Source organism: Methanoculleus sp. UBA208 (genome assembly GCF_002498065.1).
Classification (GTDB): Archaea; Halobacteriota; Methanomicrobia; order Methanomicrobiales; family Methanoculleaceae; genus Methanoculleus.
In genome coordinates this window covers 12471-35042 of sequence record NZ_DAFZ01000008.1, presented here as the reverse complement: position 1 = coordinate 35042, position 22572 = coordinate 12471, and the positions used below count along the sequence as shown (strand labels likewise).

The following is a 22572-nucleotide window of genomic DNA, read 5'->3' as shown; positions in this document are numbered from 1 at the left end:
GAATCTAAACTCAGGCTGTGGCAAAACGGCCGGAGCCCCATAACTTAAAGTGACGTTACTTTTCGTTCCCAGGAAGAGATTCAGAAGGAAACTAGAGACATAAGAATGGGAGAAGTGACAATCAATAAAATCCGAATTCTCCGGCTCATTCGGGAGCGGTTGCAATGAGGTCCGCGGGGGCGGAGGCATGAACCCCGTCCGCATCTTCATTAGCAGCGTGCAGAAGGAGTTCGCCGGGGAGCGGGCGGCCCTCCGCGACTACCTGCGGGGTGATGCACTGATGCGGCGGTTCTTTGAGGTCTTCCTCTTCGAGGACGTCCCGGCCGCCGACCGCCGCACGGACGACCTGTACCTCGACGAGGTCCGGCACTGCGACATCTATGTCGGGCTGTTCGGGAACGACTACGGCTCCGAGAATGCCGAGGGGCTCTCGCCGACCGAGCGGGAGTTTGACCTCGCCACCGCCGAAGGGAAGTACCGGCTCATCTACGTCAGGGGCACGGATGATGAGGCAAGCCACCCGAGGATGCGTGCTCTCGTTAGAAAGGCACAGGCGGGCCTGATCCGGAAGCGGTTCAACACCCCCTCTGAACTGGTCGCCGGGCTGTATGCGGCGCTGGTCGATTACCTGGAGGAGAAGCAGTTGATCCGCTCCGGCCCCTTCGACGCGGCCCCGTGCGCGAAGGCGACGCCCAATGATCTGGATCCTGAGCGTATGACATGGTTCCTCCGCACGGCCAGAACGACCCGCCGGTTCCCCATCGCCGAGGACGCCTCTCCCCACGAGCTGCTGGAGCACCTGAACCTGCTCGATGACGGGCGGCTGACGAACGCGGCGGTTCTCCTCTTCGCAAAACAGCCGCAACGGTTCCTGATCTCCTCCGAGATCAAGTGCGCCCACTTCCACGGCACCGAGGTGGCCAAACCGATCCCGTCCTACCAGGTCTACAAGGGCACGGTCTTCGATCTCGTGGACGCGGCGGTGGATTTCGTCCTCAGCAAGATCGCTCTCTCGGTGGGCACCCGCGAGGCCGGGCCGCAGGCGCCGGTGCGCTACGAGATCCCGAAGGAGGTGGTGGCGGAGGCGATCGTCAACGCGGTCGCCCACCGCGACTACACTAGCAGCGGCAGCGTGCAGGTGATGCTCTTTTCGGACCGTCTGGAGGTCTGGAACCCGGGCACGCTCCCGCCGTCCCTGACCCTGGAGAAACTTCGGCAGGCCCACGGGTCGGTGCCGGGCAACCCGCTCCTCGCCGAGCCGATGTACCTGACCGGCTACATCGAGCGGATGGGCACGGGGACGCGGGACATGATCCGGCACTGCATCAAGGCAGGTCTGCCGGAGCCGGAGTTTGCCGTCAGCGACGGGTTCCAGACGATCATACGCCGGGCTCACCACAATGAGACAGAGAGAGAACCTGGGGAAAAACCTAGGGAAGAAACTAGGGAGAAAACTAGGGAAAGGATCCTCGCCCTGATCGCAGCGGACCCAACCATCAGTACGAATGAGCTGGCTGAACAGATCGGTATCACGCCAAAAGGGGTTGAATGGCAACTTCGGCAGCTCAAGCAGGCAGGTCGGCTCAAGCGAGTGGGGCCACGGAAAGGCGGCCGCTGGGAGGTTGTCGAAGAGGTGTGATGGCACACTGGATGATAACCCTGGAGCGAGAAGGGGCCGTGATCGTCGTCCGGGGCGAGGGCGACGACCCCAACGCTCCCGACAGGATCGACCCCGAGATCCCCGGCTCGGCATACCGGGATCTGCCGGACAGGATCAGAGGCGGCGTGGGGTACATCCGCTCGACCGGATGAAGGATGAGCGCGACCTCTACTGATTGCCGGGTGTGCCTATACCGAGGCGCTGCTGCACCCGGGGTGGACCGTGGAGACCGATCTTCCCCCGTTGCCGGAGCCGGAGGATCTCCCGGAGGGCGCGGTCCGGTGAGCGGGATAGAGATGGGACCGGAGCCGGCGGCCTCCGGCTGACAATAAAATCAATATCCCGCTCCTCCGGGCAGCGTGAATAAATGCAAACCCTAATGCCTGCCTCCTTTCCATATTCCACTGATAGCCATGCCCGCCCCGCCCGAGATCGTCGATCTGGTCAAACGGTTCGACCGGTATTATGCAAAGTATACGTCACAGTCCTACAACGAGTTCCAGGTCAGAAAGGAGTTCATCGATCCTTTCTTTGAGGCCCTCGGCTGGGACGTGAACAACCGCTCGGGGCTCGATGAACGCTACAAAGACGTGATCCACGAGGATACGGTGAAGGTGGAGACGTCCACCAAGGCGCCGGACTACTCGTTTCGGATCGGGGGGGTGCGGAAGTTCTTTGTCGAGGCGAAGAAGCCCGCCGTGAACCTCAAGGAGAACCCGGAGCCCGCCTACCAGGTGCGCCGGTACGCCTGGAGCGCGAAACTGCCGGTCAGCCTGCTCACGGACTTCGAGGAGTTCATCGTCTACGACTGCACGGCAAAACCCTCCCCGACGGACAAGGCATCGGCAAAACGGATCGGCTACTACCGGTACACCGACTATATCGAGAAATGGGACGAGATCGCGGCGATCTTCTCAAAGCAGGGCATCCTGACCGGCGGGTATGATAATTATGTCGACAATCTGAAACTGAAGAAAGGCGGAAAGGGCACCGCCGGCATCGACGACGCCTTCCTCGCGGAGATCGAGGGGTGGCGGGACCTCCTCGCGAAGAACATCGCGATCCGGAATAAGGATCTCTCGGTCCGGGAACTGAACGCGGCGGTGCAGAAGACGATCGACCGGATTGTGTTCCTCCGGATCTGCGAGGACCGCGGGATCGAGGAGTACGGGCAGTTGAAGCGGATCGCTGCCGAGAAGGATGTCTACGAGCAGTTGAAGGGACTCTTCCGTTACGCGGACGACCGGTACAACTCCGGGCTTTTCCACTTCTCCGCGGAGGTTGGCCGGGAAGACCCGGATAACCTGACGCTCTCCCTCTCCATCGACGATAGGGTGCTCAAGCAGATCATCGGCCACCTCTACTACCCGGACTCGCCCTACGAGTTCTCGGTCTTCCCGGCGGACATCCTCGGCCAGGTCTACGAGCAGTTCCTGGGGAAGGTCATCCGCCTGACGGCCGGGCACCAGGCGAGGGTCGAGGAGAAGCCGGAGGTGAAGAAGGCGGGTGGGGTCTTCTACACGCCGACCTATATCGTGGAGTACATCGTGAAGCAGACCGTCGGGAGCCTTGTTGCGGGGAAGGACCCGAAGGCGGTGGCGGACCTCCACGTCCTCGACCCGGCCTGCGGCTCGGGGTCGTTCCTCCTCGGCGCCTACCAGTACCTCCTCGACTGGCACCTCGCGTGGTACATGGACAACCTCGTCCCGCTTCTTTCGGGCGGGGCGAAGGTGACCGACGCGGCGGTGCTCACACTCCTGCCGGCAAAACCTGCGCCGGTGAAGAAGGGCCGCGGTAAGAAGAAGCGGGGGAACGGCGACGAGTACTTCCTCCCGGTCTACCAGGCGACCGATACCGACTGGCGGCTGACGACGGAGGAGAAGAAGCGGATCCTCTTGAACAACATCTACGGCGTGGATATCGATCCGCAGGCGGTGGAGGTGACGAAACTCTCGCTCCTCCTCAAGGTGCTGGAGGGCGAGAAGTCCGAGCGGATCGGCAAACAGCTCACGATTACCCAGGAGCGGGTGCTGCCGTCGCTCCACAACAATATCAAGTGCGGGAACTCTCTGATCGGCCCCGATATCTACCATGACGTGCAGTTGACCCTCGACGACGAGGAGACGATCTTCCGGATCAACGCCTTCGACTGGAATCGGGCGTTCCCGGCCGTCATGCAGGCGGGCGGGTTCGACGCCGTGATCGGGAACCCGCCGTATGTGCGCCAGGAGGTCCTCGGACGGGAGTTCAAGGACTACGCGAAGGAGCACTACGCAGTCTACCACGGGGTCGCCGACCTCTACACCTACTTCATCGAGAAGGGGGTCTCGCTCCTCCGGCCGGGCGGGCAGTTCGCTTATATCGTGGCGAACAAATGGATGCGGGCGAATTACGGGAAACCCCTGCGGGCGTGGTTGAAGGAGAAGCGGATCGAGGAGATCGTGGACTTTGGGGATCTGCGGGTGTTCCAGAACGCGACGACGTATCCGTGTATTGTGCGGGTATCCACTGGGGAACCGGGGGTGTTCTTCAATTCCGTTCAGGTAGACTCGCTCGACTTCTCAGATTTAGGGGCGCTCGTAAGGGAGCGCTGTAACCCTGTGCAACAGGACAAACTTGACGATGCAGGGTGGTCAATGGTCGACGAATCAGTGATAGAGTTATTAGAGAAGATAAAGCGCGTAGGAACTTCACTTTCGGATTATGTCGGGAACAACCTTTACCGCGGTGTATTAACTGGATTCAACAAGGCGTTTATCATCGACGGTAAAACAAAAGATCGGTTGGTGTCCGAAGACCCGAAAAACGCAGAAATTATCAAATCGTTCATCATAGGCAAGGATGTTAAACGCTACCAGCCGCTTAATTCAGACAATTTTTTAATTTTTACGCGGAGAGGGATCGAGATTCGTCAGTACCCAGTCATAGAACAGTATCTGAAACAATTCAAATCCGAGTTAACACCCAAACCTCCAGAATGGAAAGGAGATATGTGGCCGGGGAGAAAGCCTGGCTCTTATAAGTGGTACGAGATACAGGATTCGATCGACTACTACATGGAGTTTGACAAGCCCAAGATTATTTATCCGGAGATTTGCAGCAAACCTGAGTTTACGTTTGATTTAGATGGGAAATACGCCAACAATAAGTGCTTCATCATTTCGAAGGCAGACCCTTACCTGTTAGGGATTCTCAACAGCAGACTGACCGCTTTCCTCTATGAGATGATCCTGCCGAAACTCCGGGGAGGGTTCTTCATGCCCGCTGCGGTGATCCTGAAGACCTTCCCAATCCGTACCATCAACCCCTCCAACCCCGCCGACGCCGCCCGCCACGACCGCATGGTCGCCCTCGTGGAGCAGATGCTCGACCTGAACAGGCGCCTCGCGGCGGCGAAGGCCCCGCACGAGAAAGAGGTGCTCGCCGGGATGATCGACGCGACCGACCGGCAGATCGATAGGCTGGTGTATGAGTTGTACGGGCTCGCGGAGGAGGAGATCGCGGTTGTGGAGGGGGCGGCCTGATGCGATGAACCCGCTCCCGGAACTGCGAAAAGTGTATGGCTCATTGCGGGTCGAGGCCGGGCTCGTCGTCGAGGATGTCCGGATCCCGGCCGGAGCAGCCGACGCTCCTGCCGGCACAACCCTGCGACCGGCAACCCGGGGGAAAAGCGTTATCCTGATGGGCGGGTAACAGGAGTATGATACGGTATGCTTACGGCTGATGGCATCCTCGGTGCGCTGGCGGAACACCGTGAACGGATCAGGAGCCTGGGCGTCCGGCGGATCGGGGTCTTCGGGTCGTTTGCCCGGGGCGAAGAGCGCGAAGAGAGCGATATCGATATCCTCATCGAGTTCAAGGAAGGAGGGCGCTCCTTTGACACGTACATGGACCTCAAGTTCTTCCTTGAAGATCTCTTCGGGAGAAGAGTTGACCTCGTCGACCGCGATGCCATAAAACCGGCTCTCGCACCGCATATCCTCCGGAGTGTTCGGTATGTCCCGGGAATATAACCTTTATCTCCGCGATATCCTTGAAGCTATCAGGAGAATTGACCGATACACCCGGGGAATGGACTACGAGGAGTTTCTGGCAGACGACCTGGTGCAGGACGGAGTGATCCGGAACCTCATGGTCATCGGTGAGGCCGTGAAACTCATCCCCGAACCGCTAAAATGCGAACACGCCGATATTTCCTGGAGAAAGATTGCAGGAATGCGAGACATCCTCATTCACGCATACTTCGGGATCCATAACGAGATCGTGTGGGACGTTATCAGGAACAAGATCCCGGAACTACAGGTTGCAGTCAGGCAGATGCTTGATGACGAGGCCGCCTGATCATCCTCTGCCGTGGTTCGGTGCCCGAAAACGGCTTGTCCCGCCGATGCTGTCCGCCACGACCGCAGGGTTGCCCTCGTGGAGCAGATGCTCGACCTGAATAAGCGCCTCGCGGCGGCGAAGGCCCCGCACGAGAAGGAGGTGCTCGCCGGGATGATCGACGCGACCGACCGGCAGATCGATAGGCTGGTGTATGAGCTCTACGGGCTCGCGGAGGACGAAGTGGCGGTTGTGGAGGGAATGGTATGATGCAGGAGTCGATACCCAATAGGTCAGGTACAGGAGCGCCGTGAGGGTTTCTTCGCTCTTCTCAAACTCCTACTCGAAGACGCGGAAGCGTCTTCTCACGCTCCGGCCCTCCGGCCCGTCGCACATACCGGCAGTCGTTCCCCGCGTGGCGATAGACGATGCGTGCCCCGGAGGATGCGACGGATGGGACGTCCGGAGCTTGAGAAGGCCGAAGGTCTTCGAAGTGCGACGTTCCAACGGAATGCGACTGCCCGTAGGCAGGAGCTTGAGCACCGTCAGGTGCGAAAGACGACGGGCCGAAGGGCCGGAGTTCGAGAAGCCTAACGGCTTCGAAGAAAGTCAGTGGTTTGACCTCCAGGAGGGTTCCCCGAAACTCCAGCGAAGTACCGGACCTGGAAAGGCCCTCAGAAAAGAATGATGGAAAAAGGTCAACTCTCCCTTTCCACGATGAACGTAACTTTCACGTTGGCACGATATTCCACGATTCTGTCGTTTTCCACCTTCGCGGTGCATTCTTTCAGGTAGACATGTCGTATGTTTTTAACGGTTTTCGCGGCCTCCTTCACCGCATTTGCCGCGGCATCCTCCCATCCGGTCGGGGAACTGCCGATCAACTCGATGACTTTGGCCACGGAAGGCTTACCCATTGCTGCCATGTTCATTCCTCCACGGTCACCCTGAGGCATACTTCCCGGATAAAGATTCCGGCATGCACCAGTTTACTGGCCGGGAACGGCATGCCGGGTCGTGGATGGGGAGACACGACCCGAACCAACCTGCACCACCACCCCGGCCCTTACGGCGCCGGAGAGGCGGAAAGGGGTTTCTCCTCCTCCTCCTTAACCAGCGGATAATTCGCCGCCTCCCAGCCGATGGTGCCGCCGAGCAGGTTGGTGACGTGCCGGAACCCGTGCTTCTCAAGGATGCTTGCCGCAAGGCTCCCCTTGAACCCGACGTCGCAGTGGACGACGATCTGCTTCTCCTCCGGGATCTTTGCCAGGTGCTCTTCGAGCTCTCCGACGTAGATGTGGTGGGAGCCCTCGATGTGGCCGTCCTCCTCCCGGTGGTTGACATTCCTGACGTCGAGAACCCAGACCGACGGGTCGTCCAGGTGCTCCGCGAGGTCGGAGGGGGACCAGGTGCCGGAGCGCTCGATCTCCTCGCCCTGCCTGAACCAGGCTGCAAACCCACCCGCGAGGTATCCCGCGATGTTGTCGTAGCCGAGCCGCACGAAATGGCGCACCACGCGGTCCATGCCCAGGTTGAAGTCGTCCACGAGGATGATCGGGTCCTCGTAATTTAAGTAGTAGCCCATGTAGAGGGGCAGGCCGTTCCGCCAGATGCTGAGGGTCCCGGGGATATGCCCGCCGGCGAAGCTCGTCGGCGACCGGATGTCGACAATCTGCGCCTTCCGGTCCAGGAGCGATCGTATCTCCCTGGCCGTATAAGCCCGCAGGTGCGGCAGGTTGTGGATCAGGGGCGGGCCTTCCCGGTTGAGTTTCCGCATCATGGCAAAATACGGCGGCTCGTAGAGCCGTTCGTTCACCTTGCGCTCGACGAACTCTTCCTTCGAGAGGGAGAGCAACTCGTTCGTCGCCTTTTCAAACCCGATGGTCGAATACTCCCGGTCGCTGATATTCCCGCCGCAGACCGAACCTGCGCCGTGGGCAGGACAGACGATCACGCTGTCCGGGAGAGGGAGAAGTTTCTCGTGCAGGCTCGCGTACAGCATCTCCGAGGCCTCCCGCCGCTTATCCTCGCCGGCGAGATCGGTCCTCCCCACATCGCCGGCAAAGAGCGCATCGCCCGTAAAGACCATCAACGGGTCGTCGGAGACGGACCGGTCACGGAGCAGGAGCGATATGCTTTCTACGGTGTGGCCGGGCGTCTCCAGGACTTCAAACTCGAGCGGGCCGAGCCTGAACATCTCTCCTTCCCGGACCGGGGTGCCGAACCTGAACTCCTCCCGTGCCCCGTGAAGGATCTCCGCCCCGGTCGGGTTGGCGAGTTCCCGGGAGCCGATGACATAGTCCTCGTTCTTGTGCGTCTCGAAGATCTTCGTGATCTTCATGTTCTCGTGCTCGGCAATGTTCGTGTAGACCTGACAGTCGCGTCTCGGATCGATGACCGCCATCTCTCCGCCCGCTCCGATGACGTATGAATTGTGAGCAAGGATATCGGACTTAATCTTCTCAAACAGCATCCGTATTCATCTCCCGGGTGATGGAACCCGTCATTCGTTCTGATGTGGCGGAATACAGGGGAGGCGTATAAAAGGTTTCCGGGAATCTGGAGGGAAACAGGTTTTACTGTCCGCCGCCCGGATACGGGTCGTCACGGGACAGTCGGAACCGCTCACCCTTTCCGGGCGGTCCTGACCTCCAGGATGCTTCCCACCGCCTTGAACGCATCCTCAAGCTCTTCGAAGTTCGGGATCCGGGAACCCCTGAGGATGCGCAGGCCGCTCCTGATGCTGTCGCCGCCGAGCATGCAGCCCACCACCATCTTCTCCGTGTTCCGGGAGAACCGGACGATCTCGTTTGCAACGTGCGCCGGATCTACGACCGTGGTCGGCACGGCGATCACGAACGCGATATCCCAGAAGTCCTGGTGACGGATCAGCACGTCGAAGAGAGCGGCGAACCGGGTGGCGTCGGCATCCCCGAGGATATCCATGGGGTTTGAGTGGTTCCAGAACGGCGGCAGGAACGCGCTCAATTCGCGAAGCACGTCATCCGGGAGGTCGACCATATCGACCCCGTACTCCTCGGCGTAGTCGGAGGCGAGGACGGCGAACCCTCCCGCACTGGTGACGGCGATCGCACGGTTGCCTCGCGGGCAGCCTTCGGATGCCAGAAGCTCCGCCAGATTAAAGGCGTCCCGCAGGCTCCGGGCCGGGATCACCCCCGCCTGCCTGAATGCCGCGACGTAGACGTCATAACTCCCGGCAAGCGAGCCGGTATGGGACGATGCCGCAGCCTTGCCCTTCCGTGACGACCCGGACTTCACCGCCACCACCGGTTTTCTCCCGGCAACCTCACGCACAATCTGGGCAAACCCGCGCCCGTCCTGGATCTCCTCGACGTACAGGGTGACCGACCGGGTTTTTTCGTCCTGCTCGGCGAACCGGAGGTAGTGCTCGAACCCGAGATCCGCCTGGTTCCCGACGCTGATGACAGTTGAGAACCCGAACTCCTCAGAGAGGCTCCAGTCGACGACGGTGGTGATGATCGCGCCGCTCTGGGAGATGAAGGCGACGTCCCCGGCCCTCGGCGAGACCGGGTCGAACGTGGCGTTGATCCCCTGATGCGGCATCATGATCCCGAGGCAGTTCGGGCCGATGATCCGGATCCCATGCCTCTTCGCTATCTTTGCGACCTCCTCTTCGAGGGCTGCGCCCTCACCGCCGATCTCGCGGAATCCGGCGGTGACGATGACCGCGAGCCGGACGCCTTTCTCCCCGCACTCCTGCATCACCCCCGGGACGACACGGGCAGGGACAGCGATGACCGCCCAGTCGACCGGGCCCGGGATCTCTGCAACGGAGGGGTAGGCCTTTCGCCCGAAGAGTTCTGTTCGGGACGGATTGACCGGATAGAGGTTCCCGGGAAAAGAGAGCAGATTCCGGAGGACGGAGTAGCCCACCTTGTTCGGGCTCGCGGAGGCGCCGATCACGGCGATGGAGGCCGGGTAGAAGATATCCGGGGGTGCCCGGACCCTGAGGCGGGCGGCCTCGCCCCCGACGGTATCCCCGACGATGATCCTCGCATCGACGACGCTGACACCTTTCTCATACACGATGACCGGGTTCAGGTCGAATTCCCGAATCCGGGGGTCCTCGATGAAGACACGGGCCATTGCGGCGATGACACCGACAAGCGCCTCCTCGTCCTTCGGAGGCTCTCCCCGGTACCCACGGATAAGCCGGTAGCCCTCGATCTCCCGGATCATCCTGCGGATCTCGTCGTCGGTGACGGGGAGCACGCGGATGGAGACGTCTTCGAGGAGTTCCACCAGTTTGCCTCCGAGGCCGAACGTGATGACCTTCCCGAACGACGGATCGGTCTTCCCGCCGATCAGCACTTCGAGTCCTCCGGGCATCTGCTTCTCCACGATGATGCCGGCGACCTTCGCCTCCGGGGCATGGGCGGCACTGTTCTGCATAATGGCCGAAAAAGCTTCTTCAGCCTCGTCGGGCCCCTCGATTCCGGTGATGACCCCGCCGACATCGCTTTTGTGGACGATCTCCGGAGAGATGACCTTCATGACGACGGGGTAGCCTATCCGTCCGGCGGCCGCCCGGGCGTCGCCGGCGCTGGTAGCCAGGTGGTGGGGCGGCACGGGTATCCCGCACGAGTCCAGCAGGCGGTATCCCTCGGATTCGGTTAACATTCTCTCCGGCATGCATATCCCTCGCTCTATGCCGGTCGTGCCGGTGTTGCATGACCGGTGTCCTGTTTCAGGGATTAGCCCGGTCGCCCATAATAGTTATCCATCCCGCGGGAACGGACCCGGTTTCCATCAGGGAGCGCGGCAGATACGGCACACGTGGTTTTGGCCCGTGAACCGCCACGGCCGAACATCGGCACGGGTAACACTTATTTGCATTTAGTCATACCAGATAGGCCTTAATTCGATAACTATAATAAACAGTGTTACGACAATTGATGTTAGTATGACCCAGTCTCGATACCAAGGATTCCTCGCGGCCGCGGTGCTTGCGGCCCTTGTTGTGCTTATGCTCGCCGCAGGGTGCACCGGCACCGATAACGTTCCGGCCACCGCCCAGGGCCCCACCGGCCAGACGGCCTCGGTCACCGACGGGTTCGGCAGGACGGTCACCGTCCCGTCGAACCTGGAGAGCGTCGTTTGCTCGGGCTCCGGGTGCCTCCGCTACCTCGTCTACCTGCAGAGCCAGGACCTCGCCGTCGGTGTCGACGACCAGGAGACGAGGGAGCACCCGATAGAAGGCCGGCCTTACGCCCTCGCCTACGGGTCGCAGTTCAAAGACCTTCCCCTGATCGGCGAGTTCAGGGGCAAGGACGACCCCGAGAAGATCCTCGGCATCGGTCCCGCGGTCATCTTCAAGACAGGGTCCACCGGAACGGCATACGGCACCAGTGCCGCCGAGGCCGACAAACTCGAGACAAAGACCGGCATCCCGGTCGTGGCGTTCCCCTACGGCTCGCTCAGGAACGACGCCGAGCAGGCGGAGATGTACACCGGGCTCCGCACGATGGGCGAGGTCCTCGGGAAGGAGGACCGGGCCGAAGAGGTGATCGCCTACATCGAGGCGACGATCGCCGACCTCGAATCCCGGACCGCCGATATCCCCGAGAGCGAGCAGAAGACGGTCTACGTCGGCGGCGTCTCCTCGGCGGGCGCCCACGGCATCATCTCCACAGAACCCGCCTACCCGCCGTTTTCCTGGGTGCACGCGAAGAACGTCGCGGCCGGACTCGGCACCGCCCACGCCGACGTCGCGAAAGAGGCGCTCGTCGACTGGGACCCCGGGTACATCTTCATCGACGTCGGCACCATCCAGATGGAGAGCGACGGGGCGATCGGGGAACTGAAGAACGACCCCGCACTCCAGGGCCTCTCCGCCGCAAAGGAAGGCCGGGTCTACGGTGTTCTCCCGTACAACTTCTACAGCACAAACTACGAGACTGTGCTCGCCAACGCCTACTTCATCGGCAAGACCCTCTACCCCGACCGGTTCGCCGACATCGACCCCGAGGAGAAAGCGGACGAGATTTACACGTTCTTCGTCGGGAAACCGGTCTTCGGCGAGCACAACAACCAGTACCGGAACCTCGGCTTTGAGGAGATCCAGCTGTAACGTCGGGCTCGAACAGGAGGGTATGAAGAGATGCACTTTGCAGACGGGACCATCCCGAGAGATTACCTGGGCTACGTGCGGCGAAAGCACCTCTGGATACTCGGCGGGGTAGTCCTCCTCTTCCTCCTCCTGATCGTATCCATATCGGTCGGTGCGGTCGGCATCCCTCCGTACGACGTCCTCCTCTCCATCGTGAACGGTATCGCCGACCGGATAACCCTGCTCCTCAACCCCGACGCCGTTCTCGAAGTATCCAGCACCGACCGGATCGTCTGGAACATCCGCCTCCCGCAGGCGCTTGCCGCGATCGTCGCCGGGGTGGGGCTCTCGGTGGCAGGCGTCGCCATGCAGTCGATCCTTCGTAACCCGCTCGGGTCGCCGTTCACGCTCGGCATCTCCAACGCCGGCGCATTCGGGGCGGCCGTCTCGGTCATCCTCCTCGGCGCGGGAGAGATGCAGTCGACGATCGCCGACGCCGTCACCGTAAACAACCCCTACCTGACGACGATGGTCGCGTTCATCTTCTGCCTCCTCGCTACCGCGGTGATCCTCCTGATCTCCCGGCTGCGGGGAGCCTCCCCCGAGGTGATGGTGCTCGCCGGCGTCGCCCTTTCCTCCCTCTTCACGGCGGGGACGATGTTTCTCCAGTACTTCGCCGACGACACCCAGCTCGCCGCAGTCGTCTTCTGGACGTTCGGCGACGTCGGCCGGGCCAGCTGGCAGGAACTCGGGATCATGGCCCTCGTCACCGTGGCGGCCTCGCTCTACTTCATCGCGAACCGCTGGAACTACAACGCGATCGACGCCGGCGACGAGACCGCAAAAGGGCTCGGCGTCAGCGTCGAAGCGGTGCGGGATATCGGGATGGTCGTCGCGGCCCTTGTCTCCGCCGTGATCGTCTCGTTCCTGGGGGTCATCGGGTTCGTGGGCCTGGTCTGTCCGCACATGGTGAGGAGACTCATCGGCGACGACCAGCGCTATCTTATCCCCGGCTCCTGCGTGATGGGCGGGATCCTCCTCCTCGCCTCCGATACCGTCGCCCGGGTCATCGTGGCGCCGTATATCCTTCCCGTCGCCGTGCTCACGGCATTTTTAGGCGCGCCGGTCTTCATCTACCTGCTCTTACGGGGGTACCGGCGATGATCCTCGATGTCGCCGGCGTGGCGTTCACCTACCGGAGCGCCCCGGTCATCCGGGATATCACGTTCGAACTCTCGCCCCACCAGGTCCTCGCAATCCTGGGCCCGAACGGCGTCGGGAAGACGACGCTCTTGAAGTGCATGAACGCCATTCTGCGGCCTAAGGCCGGGTCGGTCCTCGTCGAGGGAGCGGACCTCCTCACCGCAGACAGGATGGAGATCGCCCGGAAGGTGGGTTACGTCCCGCAACGATGCGAGGCAGGCCGGATGACCGTTTTCGACGCGATCCTCCTCGGGCGCCGGCCGCATATCGGGTGGGACGTGACGGAAAAGGATATCCGGATCGTCGAGGCGGCGATCCGGATGCTCCACCTCGAATACCTGACGCTGCGCTACATCGACGAGATGAGCGGCGGGGAACTCCAGAAGGTGAGCATCGCAAGAGCGCTCGTGCAGGAGCCGCGGGTGCTGCTTCTCGACGAACCGACGAGCAGCCTCGACCTCAGAAACCAGCTCGAGATCCTCGGGATCGTCAGGCAGGTGACGACGGAGCACAACGTTGCCGCGGTGATGACGATGCACGACCTGAACATGGCGCTCCGCTACGCCGACCGGTTCATTCTCTTAAAGGACGGCGTCATCCACGCCGCGGGGAGCCCCGACGTGGTGACGCCGGAGACCATCGAGGCGGTCTACGGTGTTCCCGTGACGGTCGAGCGGTACAACGGCTACCGCTTTGTCGTGCCCCTGGAACCGGAGAGCGCCTGAGAGTCCGGGGGCGCCTCTCCCGGGCCCAGTAACGTATAAGCCCCCCGTCGCCGATATGCCCGGCCGGGGGCATATGGTACTCGAGACGTTCATCGGGATCGCCGAGATAGTCCTCGGGACGTTCGGGGCGCTCTTTATCGTCTACGGAGCGGCGATCGCGATCGTCGAGCTCCTGGCGCGGGAGACGCGCCTCCGAAAGCAGAGTTACCACGACATCAGGTGGTTCTTCACCACGCGCATCCTGATCGGTCTCGAGTTCTTCGTTGCCGCCGATGTCTTAAAGACCATCCTCGAACCGACACTCGAGGATCTGACCATCCTCGGGGCGCTCGTCGCCATCAGGACCGTCGTAAGTTACTTCCTCGGACAGGAGGTGAAAGAACTTCCCGAGGAGAGAAAAATGTAATGATGAGCGGGCCAGGTTCTCGGTCACGCGCTCTTCGGGCTCCGAAGTGCCTTCAGGTGCTCGTGCGCCCCGGCAACGACCCTTCTCGAGTTCGCGAAGGTGATCGTCTGCAGCGCTTTATCGCGCGGGAGCCACTTATAGGCGATATGCTCGTCCGAGAGCGTCACCTCCTCTTCCGGGGTCTCGATAAGATAGTAGACGACCTCCTTGTAGACCGTGTGTGCCCGGCGCTGGAAGAAGTAGTGGACCTCCTCCCGAAACCCGGGGACGAACGTGGCCCGGGTGATCCCGGTCTCCTCCTCAAGTTCGCGGAGCACCGTCTCCTCCTCGCTCTCGCCGCGCATGCCGTGTCCCTTCACCAGATCCCAGTGCCCGGCCCCGTACTGCAGGATGAGATACTGGGGATTCGTATCCTGCCGGACGACGACCGCACCATATGATCGCTCTTTTGCCATGGCCCTTCAGTTCTGTGTCTCAGATCCTCCAAATTCCGCGAGTTCGCGCCCGATGATCCCGAAATCTTCTTCCAGCGCTTCCCGGTATGCCGGGTTGTAGAGCGCGGCGGCAGGGTGGAGGGTGGGGATGAGGCGGACCAGGTGGCCGAAGAGGACGCCCTGGTAGACCGTCCCCCGGATCTCCGTGATCCGATCGAACTCGACGGAGAGGAACGAGAGGATATACCTGCTCGAGTGCCGCCCCAGCATCACGATCACCTTCGGCCCGATGATCCGGATCTGCTCCTCGAGGTACGGGGTGCAGGCCCGGATCTCCTCGTCCCGGGGGTCGCGGTTCCCGGGCGGCCGGTGCTTGACGATGTTTGCGATGAAGACATCGTCCCGTGAGAGACCGATCCCGGAAAGAAGGCCTTCGAGGAGTTTCCCCGCCCGCCCCACGAACGGCCTCCCGGTGAGGTCTTCCTGTTTCCCCGGCGCTTCGCCGATGAGCATGAGGTCGGCCCCGGCGGCCCCCTCCCCGGGGACCGCGTGGTGGGTATTTTCCCAGAGGGGGCACTTCCGGCATTCGCCGATGACCGCCGCAAGTCTCTCTATCGCCACCTCTCTCTCCGCCTCCTGCATCATGCCCACACTATTGACGGTAACTCGTATAACCTTCTTATGCATTGTGTTTTGGCGCAGGAACTTATCTCACCCACCCCGGATCGACCCGCGAAGAGACCGGAGGCGGTTCCGCTCCTCCGGCCACGGATCTCGCCGTCCGGCGCGGCACCGTTTTCGTGCTTATAGAGGCCGGTCTTCGGGGGGGTGGTCCGGCACGGGTCTGACATGTAGATGATCGTCACAGAAAAGGGATATAGAAGAACGTTGAACTCTCCAGCGCGGGTACCGGAACCGGCACCCTGCCCGACACGTGCAGGGATACCCCCTCCGGTTGGCGCCCCGAACGACGGACGGATGATCTGCATGAGATTCCTTCAAAACGATAGAACCGGCAGGGCCGCACTGGTTCTCCTCCTGATCGCCGTCGGTGCTCTCGGCGCCCTTCTGCTCTTCGACCTTCTCATGATCGGTCCCGGGTATCCTCCCCCCGGGGCTCTGCAAAAATGGTATATCCCCCAGCCCGGGTATGGGTATGCGGAAAACGGGTCGGTCGTCGTGAACAGAACGACCGAGGGGGATATCGTCTTGTCAGGCGATATCGAAGAAGGATGCCCACCCCCGTTTCCGGATCTCTCCCCGTACTGCAGCCATGCCGCGTATCTCGACACCGGGTCGGGCGACCGGTATCTGGTCGTCAACTGGTACTTCGACGATGACGCGGATCTCGCGCGGGCGGAAGAGAACCTCTGCAGTCGCCTTCGGTCGTCCGGGAACGTCGCTTCCGCCGGGTTGATCCTCCCGGGAAAACCGGATAGATCACCGGACGAACCGATCGTTAGCCCCATCACCGTGACGAAATACGAGAGCGAGGCATCGTCCGGTTACTTCGCCGCTGTCGAAAAGCCGCTATCCCCGGAACACGAAGATTACTTCATCGTTTACTACGGGGTTTTCGGGCCGGCCGTTCTCCCCGATCACACCGCTGCACTGGAGGAACTTATGCTCCGGAGTTACCCGCTCCGGGGCGCAAGATCGCTCGCGTCCTGTCCGTGAGCGGCGTGGATGTGATCAGGCACGGCACCACCAAGCCGGAGAGCCGCCATACAGGCCGGGGGACGATCCGGAACTGTGAAACACTACCATGCCACGCGGCCCCGAATAGCAGCCTGTTGCAGTAGATTCCAGGTAAGGATTCTACCCGGCAGTCTCAACGTGTAGATGCGTGACACAGAAATCGTTTATAGAGGGACACCGAGTCTCAATCATGACGTACAGCCTCCGGCAGCCGCCCCCGTCCGGATCGGGTACTACCGGCAGGCGGAGACCGGCCAGAACCTCTCACGGGCACGACTCAGCTGAACTCCGTAACTCCTTCAGGGATTTCACGGCGGAGACCGGCCAGAACCTCTCACGGGCACGACTCCATACCCGCGGAGAGAGCCGGATGAGACAGAATCCCGTTCTCCTTGTTGCGCTGCTGCTCCTGACATTCGGGGCCGGATGCACCGGCACACCGGAAAACGCCACCCCCGCACCGGTCCTCCACTACGAGCGGGGGGATGTCTCGATCCCCATCAACACCTCCGAGATTCCGGTAAAAAAGTTTGACATCAATGCCACAGAGGTGATCGAGATCCTCCTTGCCGACCAGCGGGCCGGTGCTCTGCTTGAGGGCGGCTGGAAGATAGCCTCGGTCCGGACAAACTATGATTACGACTTGAGGACGCATGTCGACGTAGAGTTCCGGAGCGATGAACCGTCACCGTCGTTCTTCATCGAAGTGGACGAACGGGAGGGGCAGACCGGCTGGGGGCGCTGCAATGCCCCACGCTGGCTTGGGGGACCGTTTGCAGGCCCCTATCCTGAAGACTACCACCAGAACCGGACTTTCTACCACACCTATGTCTTCGATCACCACAACGAGCGGGTGGTGATGGTCTACAACGAAACGACGATCTTCTATCTCTACCCCTCGTACGGGAGAGAGTGGTATGAAAGCGTGGAGGCGTCAGGATGAAGCGGATCTTCATTCTCTCCCTTGCGCTGCTGCTCCTGGCGCTCGGGGCCGGGTGCATCGGTTTCTGGGACACCGATACACCGGAAACCGTCACCCCCGCCCCGATCCTCCACTACGAGCAGGGGAACATCTCGATCCCCATCAACACCTCCGAGATCCCGGTGAAAAGGTTCGACGTCAACGCAACAGAGGTGATCGGGATCGTCCTCGCCGACCCGCGGGCCGGGATCCTGCTTGAGGGCGGGTGGAACATCACCTCGATCCGGACGGGCTTTGAGGAGGAGGACCCGAACACCGAGCACATCGACGTGGAGTTCAGGAACGATGAACTGTCACTGTCGTTCTTCATCGAAGTGGACGAACGGGAGAAACGTGCCACGAGGGGGCGCTGTAGCGCCACGATCTGGAGGGGGCACCCATGGACATCGGAACCCTTCCCCGAGGAGGAGGACTATCACCAGGCAGTAAACCCGTATATGGGCCTGTTTGTGGTCGTTGATCATCACAACGAGAGGGTGATGATGGCCTATGACGACACGACGATCTTCTACCTCTATCCCTCGTACGGGGATGTGACTGAATGGGAGTGACAGAAGCGGAACCGGCGCACCCCAACCATCTCATACAGGCGGAGCGGCAGGCCACCCGGCACCTCTCCCGTCCGGTTCGTCCCCAGGAGTACCGCCTTGCACCGGGGATGAGCCGCTCCCTGCCACGCTTGCAGCACCCCGGTCTATCTCAGGGCGATCTACACGGCCGTAACCGTGACGGCTCGTGAACGGCCGCGGCCCATTCGGCGCTCGCACCTCGCACCACCCGGTCTCGACCTCCAGGCGTTTCGACCGCCGCCCGGATCCTTACATGGATAAACCGTGCAGGCCCGGGGATAGCCTTTCGGCCGATCCTCCCTCAACCATTAATAGCACCGAAAGGGAACACTATATAGAATTTCCCGGCGAGCGTACGGCCCGGTCTCGCCGGAGCGGCGCCTGACCCGGATTTCCGATCCGGGGCACGGCTGCAGGACGAATGGAGCGATTTACACAATGAGCGATATGGATCACACCTGTTTTGACACGGCAAAGATCGATAAGATACAGGAACTGCGCGAACGCGGGGTGACGGTCTACCCCTACACCTTCGACCGCAGGGATACCGTCACCGGGATCAAGGAGCGGTTCTCCGGGATCGGGCACGACAAAAGCGAGGAAGAGGTCAGCACCGCGGGGCGCGTCTACATCGTCCGCCAGCACGGCAAGACGATCTTCGCCGATATCGGGGACTCGACCGGCAGGATCCAGCTCTATCTCCGGAAGAACGACCTCGGCGAGGAGCAGTTCGACCTCTTCAAGCAATATGTCGACGCCGGCGACATCATCGGCGTCGTCGGCCACGTCTTCCGGACGAAGATGGGGGAGATCACCGTCTGGGTCGACCGGTTCGAACTCCTCACGAAATCGGTCTGCCCCCTTCCCGAGAAGTTCCACGCGCTCAAGAACGTCGAGACCCGCTACCGGCAGCGCTACCTCGACCTGATCATGAACGAGGAGAGCCGCGAGACCTTCCGGACCCGGAGCAGGATCATATCGCTTCTCCGCCAGTTCCTCTTCGAGCGGGACTACCTGGAGTTCGAGACCCCCACCCTGCAGCCGATCTACGGCGGCGCGAACGCCCGGCCGTTCACCACCTACCACAACTTCCTCGAGCAGAAACTCTACCTCCGGATCGCGCCGGAACTCTACCTCAAGCGCCTGGTCGTCGGCGGTTTCGACAAAGTCTTTGAGATAGCAAAGAACTTCAGGAACGAGGATATCGACACCAACCACAACCCCGAGTTCTCGATGGTGGAGATCTACGAGGCCTACCGGGACTACAACGACATGATGGACCTCACCGAGGAGATCCTCTCGCACCTCGCAGAGCAGGTGCTCGGGAAGACCACCTGCTCGTTTGCGGCGCACGACCTGGACTTCTCCCGCCCCTGGCGCCGCCTCTCGATGGAGGAGGCGGTGCGTGAGTACGCCGGGATCGATATCCAGGCTATGAGCCTCGAGGAACTCCGCGCCTTCGGCCTCGCGCACTGCGTCGAGGGCTGCGAGAGCGCCATGACCCGGGGCGAGTTCCTTGTGCTCTTCTTCGAGCACTTCGGCGAGAAGCACCTCATCCAGCCGACGTTCGTCTACGACTTCCCCATCGAGAACTCACCGCTTGCAAAGAAGCACCGGGAGAAGGAAGGGCTGACGGAGCGGTTCGAACTCTTCATCGCCGGCATGGAGATGGCCAACGGCTTCTCGGAGTTAAACGACCCCCTCGACCAGAAGGCCCGGCTCGAACAGCAGGATGCCAAACGCCGCCGGGGCGACCTCGAGGCGCAGATGATCGACTACGACTTCATCAACGCGCTCGGCTACGGGATGCCCCCCACCGGGGGCGTCGGCATCGGCATCGACCGCCTGGTGATGCTCCTCACCGGCAAGGACTCCATCAAAGAGGTGCTCCTCTTCCCGCAGATGAAGACCGCCGTCCCGGGCCGAACGGGACCGGAGCGGAGCAGAACGACGGGGAAGAGTGACTCCCCACAATTTTTTGGCATGAACGGACGGAACAGGGCCGCCATCAAACCCGGGATGACGGTGGATATCGTGCTCAAACGCGACCAGCGAACCGGAAAGCGCACCCGGGGCGTCGTCGCCGAGATTCTGACGAACTCGTCCTTCCACCCCCACGGGATCAAGGTCCGGCTCCGCGACGGGCAGGTCGGGCGGGTGCAGGAAATTATCGGGTGAGATCACACTGCCTTCCTGAGGGTGAACCGGATGGCCGTGCCGCACTCCGGCCGCCCCTCCACCCGGTCGTCCGCCCAGATCCTCCCGCCGTAGCGCGTAACAAGCATCCGGCAGATGTAGAGCCCGAGCCCGGTCCCGGCCATCGTCTGGGTTCCCCGAACCAGCCGGTCGAAGAGCCGCGGCTTTATAGCATCCGGGACCCCCGGCCCGGTATCCTCGACCGAGACGAGTACCTCGTCGTCGTGCTCCTCGACCCGGATGGCAATTTCGACGCCGGGACCGCCGAATTTCGCCGCGTTCCCGAGCAGGTTCGCAAAGACCTCGGAGAGGAGGTCGTCGGCGAGGACGGTGGCCGTGGTACCGGCGTAGGTTACCCCGGTGATGGAAGAACGCTCTATCTCACGCCTTATGAGCGGGTCAAGGCCGATCGGCTCAAGGTGCCGTACGCCCCCTGGATATGCTGGATGGTATTGACGTTCCGGACGATCTCCCTGCTCTTCGTGAGCCCCATCTTCGCCTTCCTGAGCAGCTCGGCCTCGGGCTCTCCCTCGAGGTCGGCGAGGAGGAGGTCCGCGTAGAGGCTTGCGACGTTGTTGGCGTTGTTGATGTCGTGCCCCATGATGTCCAGGTAGAGGGTTGCCATCCGGTTGGACTCTTCAAGGGCGGCCGTCCGTTCCCGGACCTCTTCTTCGAGGGCATGACTGTACCGGATGATCTCCTCCTCCGACTCCCGGAGCCTCCGCATGGTCTCCTTTAAGGATGCGACCATCGCCGATACGCTCTCCCCGAGGTGCACGAACTCCTCGTCCCCGTCTACCTGTATGGGGTGAGAGAGGTCGCCGCGGGCGACGGCATCGACATCCTCGACGAGGGTGCGTATCGGCCGCGTCAGGTGGTGCGCGGCGAGGGCCGAGAGGCAGCCGATGCAGAGGATCGCGATGAGCAGGACACTCGTATGCTGGTCGAGCATCCCGGCAAGTTTTGTCTCTGCGGCCTTCGTGTTGTAGGTCAGTTCAACGACCATGCTCATATCCGATGCATAATTGCTATCCGTCATATCGATGAAGAGGAATCGGATCAGTTCACCTGCAGTGGCGTTCTCCACTTCAAGCGTGGCCCTCTCCCGGTATGCCTGCCGGACCATGGCCAGCCGGCGGTCGTCGTCGGGATGTGCCTCACCGGTGATCCGGGTGCCCAGGCAGTCGAAGATCCGGATCTCTGTGATGTCCGGGTTCAGGTCCACCAGTTCCCGAACCATGTCCCGGTACTTCAGCTCCGCACGGTATCGCTGAAACTCAGACTCCGCAAGGCCGAGCTCGAAGAGGTAGCGGTGGTCGGGAGAGGGCAGATACGCGTACTTCCGGAGCTCTCCGGTGGAGAGCTCGGCAACGACCCTGTCGGGCGAGAAGGTGTCACCGAGCCGAATCTCCGTGATCCGGTCGTAAAAGGAAGGAATCTCCTTAAAGTCGTACCCCAGATCGGGGGGATAGGTGGTGTACTCGATGACACCGCTCTCGTTGATGATGTACAGGTCCATCCTGCCCCCGAGTTCCTCTTTGACGCGGGAGAGGTTCATCTTCCCCGGGTCCCCTCCCGCCCGCTCGTACTCGGCAAGGACCGGGCCGAACCCCTCCCGCATCTCGGGGTTTAAGGTGTCGTCGAAGAGCTTCAACCCGGTGTCAACCAAGTTCACCGAGAGGATGATTCCGGACTCGGTCAGGTTCCGCGATTCCAGGGTGTTCTCTTCCAGTTCCTGTCCGACCACCGCAGAATCGACGAACGAGATCAGGCAGACGACGGGGATCATCGCAAGCAGGATGGCGAGCAGGAGGTGGAGCATAAACGGGAACGGCGGCCGCAAAGCTCTCTTCACCGTCATCCGGGTATCGCTCCCGCTCCTCATGCACTACCTTCCCCTGGGCAGGATCAATCCCCCAAGGAGGGATATATCTGTAACTATATAGAATGAACGATTTTTAACACAAATGTGCAAATTCGAACACCCCGGTTCACCATAGGGGCCCGCAAAATCCAGCAGCATCTTAGAAAGAAACCGGCTGAAGAGGAAGACGGCGCTCCGAGAAACGGCCGCCGGACCGGCAGGAGCTTGAGAAGATCACACTCTTTGAGTGCGTGCGACGTTTCGCCCGGGGCGCGATCGCGAGCTGGGGCACCGGACGCCCGAATCACGACCGGCGGGAAGAGGACTGAAAAAGAGACGGGCGGGGCCGGATTGCGGCCCCGGATTGTATCGTGGGGCGGTACGGTGATCTTACATCGGGGGCATGCCGCCCATGCCGCCCATG

22 protein-coding genes and 1 pseudogene are annotated in these 22572 nt (G+C 61.6%); 16 read left to right on the top strand and 7 right to left on the bottom strand.

All coding sequences use genetic code 11. The features are described from left to right. The first annotated feature begins 187 nt into the window (after positions 1-187). From BRA62_RS00625 to BRA62_RS00595, 7 genes are all read left to right on the top strand, one after another. The gene (locus tag BRA62_RS00625; protein ID WP_292364116.1) at positions 188-1639 is read left to right on the top strand and encodes a DUF4062 domain-containing protein; all 1452 of its coding nucleotides are present in this window, start codon (positions 188-190) and stop codon (positions 1637-1639) included. After that, positions 1639-1812 carry a hypothetical protein gene (locus BRA62_RS00620; RefSeq protein WP_292364115.1) on the top strand — a complete coding sequence of 58 codons (174 nt, stop codon included), beginning with the start codon at positions 1639-1641 and terminating at the stop codon, positions 1810-1812. The genes BRA62_RS00625 and BRA62_RS00620 overlap by 1 nt, the downstream gene beginning before the upstream one ends. Before the next feature lie 261 nt (positions 1813-2073). After that, positions 2074-5184: an Eco57I restriction-modification methylase domain-containing protein gene (locus tag BRA62_RS00615; RefSeq protein WP_292364113.1), complete on the top strand. Its 3111-nt coding sequence runs from the start codon at positions 2074-2076 to the stop codon at positions 5182-5184. A gap of 4 nt (positions 5185-5188) precedes the next feature. Beyond that, on the top strand, positions 5189-5353 hold the full coding sequence (locus BRA62_RS00610) for a hypothetical protein (protein WP_292364112.1): 165 nt from the start codon (positions 5189-5191) through the stop codon (positions 5351-5353). Positions 5354-5370: 17 nt separating this feature from the next. After that, positions 5371-5673 (top strand): nucleotidyltransferase family protein, encoded by a 303-nt coding sequence (locus BRA62_RS00605; protein WP_292364110.1) that lies wholly within the window; start codon positions 5371-5373, stop codon positions 5671-5673. Next, on the top strand, positions 5657-6001 hold the full coding sequence (locus BRA62_RS00600) for a DUF86 domain-containing protein (RefSeq protein WP_292364109.1): 345 nt from the start codon (positions 5657-5659) through the stop codon (positions 5999-6001). The genes BRA62_RS00605 and BRA62_RS00600 overlap by 17 nt, the downstream gene beginning before the upstream one ends. Before the next feature lie 87 nt (positions 6002-6088). Then, positions 6089-6250, top strand: coding sequence for a hypothetical protein (locus BRA62_RS00595; RefSeq protein WP_292364107.1), 162 nt, complete (start codon positions 6089-6091; stop codon positions 6248-6250). Positions 6251-6678: 428 nt separating this feature from the next. Here BRA62_RS00595 and BRA62_RS00590 read toward each other — a convergent pair whose 3' ends face one another. From BRA62_RS00590 to BRA62_RS00580, 3 genes are all read right to left on the bottom strand, one after another. Continuing rightward, on the bottom strand, positions 6679-6936 hold the full coding sequence (locus BRA62_RS00590; RefSeq protein ID WP_292364106.1) for a dodecin family protein: 258 nt from the start codon (positions 6934-6936) through the stop codon (positions 6679-6681). A gap of 110 nt (positions 6937-7046) precedes the next feature. Beyond that, positions 7047-8453 carry an MBL fold metallo-hydrolase gene (locus BRA62_RS00585; RefSeq protein WP_292364105.1) on the bottom strand — a complete coding sequence of 469 codons (1407 nt, stop codon included), beginning with the start codon at positions 8451-8453 and terminating at the stop codon, positions 7047-7049. A 152-nt stretch (positions 8454-8605) separates the two neighbouring features. Continuing rightward, positions 8606-10642, bottom strand: coding sequence for an acetate--CoA ligase family protein (locus BRA62_RS00580; RefSeq protein WP_331519289.1), 2037 nt, complete (start codon positions 10640-10642; stop codon positions 8606-8608). Between the two features lie 283 nt (positions 10643-10925). Here BRA62_RS00580 and BRA62_RS00575 point away from each other — a divergent pair, with 283 nt between their 5' ends. The 4 genes from BRA62_RS00575 (at position 10926) to BRA62_RS00560 (ending at position 14405) form a co-directional block, all read left to right on the top strand. Beyond that, positions 10926-12092, top strand: a complete 1167-nt coding sequence (locus BRA62_RS00575) for an iron ABC transporter substrate-binding protein (RefSeq protein WP_292364102.1) — start codon at positions 10926-10928, stop codon at positions 12090-12092. Positions 12093-12122: 30 nt separating this feature from the next. Further along, a complete protein-coding gene (locus tag BRA62_RS00570) occupies positions 12123-13235 on the top strand; it encodes a FecCD family ABC transporter permease (protein ID WP_292364101.1) in 1113 nt (370 codons plus the stop codon). Beyond that, positions 13232-13999: an ABC transporter ATP-binding protein gene (locus BRA62_RS00565; protein ID WP_292364100.1), complete on the top strand. Its 768-nt coding sequence runs from the start codon at positions 13232-13234 to the stop codon at positions 13997-13999. The genes BRA62_RS00570 and BRA62_RS00565 overlap by 4 nt, the downstream gene beginning before the upstream one ends. Positions 14000-14072: 73 nt before the next feature. Next, positions 14073-14405, top strand: a complete 333-nt coding sequence (locus tag BRA62_RS00560; protein ID WP_292364098.1) for a DUF1622 domain-containing protein — start codon at positions 14073-14075, stop codon at positions 14403-14405. A 23-nt stretch (positions 14406-14428) separates the two neighbouring features. On the opposite strand, the gene BRA62_RS00555 is transcribed toward BRA62_RS00560, so the two are convergent. Further along, positions 14429-14860 carry a bis(5'-nucleosyl)-tetraphosphatase gene (locus tag BRA62_RS00555; RefSeq protein ID WP_292364096.1) on the bottom strand — a complete coding sequence of 144 codons (432 nt, stop codon included), beginning with the start codon at positions 14858-14860 and terminating at the stop codon, positions 14429-14431. A 6-nt stretch (positions 14861-14866) separates the two neighbouring features. Beyond that, on the bottom strand, positions 14867-15484 hold the full coding sequence (gene udg / locus BRA62_RS00550) for a type-4 uracil-DNA glycosylase (RefSeq protein WP_292364095.1): 618 nt from the start codon (positions 15482-15484) through the stop codon (positions 14867-14869). A 342-nt stretch (positions 15485-15826) separates the two neighbouring features. On the opposite strand from udg, the gene BRA62_RS00545 reads away from it, so the two are divergent. From BRA62_RS00545 to BRA62_RS12730, 5 genes and pseudogenes are all read left to right on the top strand, one after another. Next, positions 15827-16516 carry a hypothetical protein gene (locus BRA62_RS00545; RefSeq protein ID WP_292364094.1) on the top strand — a complete coding sequence of 230 codons (690 nt, stop codon included), beginning with the start codon at positions 15827-15829 and terminating at the stop codon, positions 16514-16516. 391 nt (positions 16517-16907) lie between these two features. Continuing rightward, positions 16908-17480, top strand: a complete 573-nt coding sequence (locus BRA62_RS00540) for a hypothetical protein (protein WP_292364093.1) — start codon at positions 16908-16910, stop codon at positions 17478-17480. Further along, on the top strand, positions 17477-18070 hold the full coding sequence (locus tag BRA62_RS00535; protein ID WP_292364091.1) for a hypothetical protein: 594 nt from the start codon (positions 17477-17479) through the stop codon (positions 18068-18070). The genes BRA62_RS00540 and BRA62_RS00535 overlap by 4 nt, the downstream gene beginning before the upstream one ends. A 456-nt stretch (positions 18071-18526) precedes the next feature. Next, positions 18527-19996 (top strand): annotated as a pseudogene (gene lysS, locus BRA62_RS00530) (lysine--tRNA ligase); the annotation flags it as partial. A 75-nt stretch (positions 19997-20071) separates the two neighbouring features. Further along, complete coding sequence (locus BRA62_RS12730; RefSeq protein ID WP_394339979.1) at positions 20072-20266, top strand: YwbE family protein; 195 nt, start codon at positions 20072-20074, stop codon at positions 20264-20266. Positions 20267-20268: 2 nt separating this feature from the next. On the opposite strand, the gene BRA62_RS00525 is transcribed toward BRA62_RS12730, so the two are convergent. Both BRA62_RS00525 and BRA62_RS00520 read right to left on the bottom strand, forming a co-directional pair. Further along, complete coding sequence (locus BRA62_RS00525; protein ID WP_292364128.1) at positions 20269-20574, bottom strand: sensor histidine kinase; 306 nt, start codon at positions 20572-20574, stop codon at positions 20269-20271. Positions 20575-20672: 98 nt separating this feature from the next. Further along, entirely contained in the window at positions 20673-22145 is a 1473-nt protein-coding gene (locus tag BRA62_RS00520; protein ID WP_292364088.1) for a HAMP domain-containing protein, read from the bottom strand. Between the last annotated feature and the right edge of the window lie 427 nt (positions 22146-22572).